The sequence below is a fragment of the Streptomyces sp. SID5910 genome (assembly GCF_009862125.1).
Classification (GTDB): domain Bacteria; phylum Actinomycetota; class Actinomycetes; order Streptomycetales; family Streptomycetaceae; genus Streptomyces.
Map to the genome: position 1 here is coordinate 1 of NZ_WWHX01000545.1, position 740 is coordinate 740.

The 740-nt window shown below is 78.9% G+C and carries 1 pseudogene; it reads right to left on the bottom strand.

What is annotated here, in order from left to right:
* Positions 1-740: pseudogene (locus GTW67_RS19015) on the bottom strand (nickel transporter); the annotation flags it as partial.

Below are 740 nucleotides of genomic sequence, written 5' to 3' on the forward strand. Positions count from 1 at the left end.
CCAGCACCGGCACCTCGGCGGCCACGGCGGCCTGCCGCAGCGACTGGAGCGCCGTCCGCGTGATCGGCCCGGTCAGCGGGTCCACGAACAGTGCGGCGGGGAACGCCGCGATCTGCGCGTCGACCTCCTCGCGCGAGTGCACGATCACCGGCCGGTAGCCGCGGTCGCTGAGCGCCTGCTGCGTGGAGACGTCCGGCGCGGGCCACACGAGCAGCCGGCGCGGGTTGTCCAGCGGCTCCGGGGGCAGCTCGTCGTCCATCGGCTGCGGACGCGGCGGGTCGGCCACCTCCACGGCCCCGCCGGGCCCGTCCAGTGGCTCGGGGCCCTCGGCGGCGTTCCGGTCCGGCGCCCCTATGGCGTACGACCGTCCCGCGGCCTCGGCCGTCGCCGCGAGCCGCTGGCCGCCCGCGAGGGACGGCTGCTCCTGCCCCTGGGGGGAGGGCGCCGGCTGTTCCGCCGTCGGGTGCGGACGGGCCGCCTGCTCGGGGCGCGCGGTGGCCGCCGGGTCGGGCGGGGTGCCCAGCTTGCGGCGCCGTCCGGAGCCGCCCGGCTGATGCGGGGCGGGCGTGGCCGACGGCTGCTGCACCTGGAGCGCCTGCCGGTTGAACGGCACGCCCTGCCCGAGCGTCCGCACGCTGAACGCCCGTCCCTGGGTGGAGTTCGGGTCGACGGGGGCGGAGGCTTCCGCGGGCAGGGGCTGGGCCACGCGCGGCGGATTCTCCGGCGGCAACGGGGTGCCA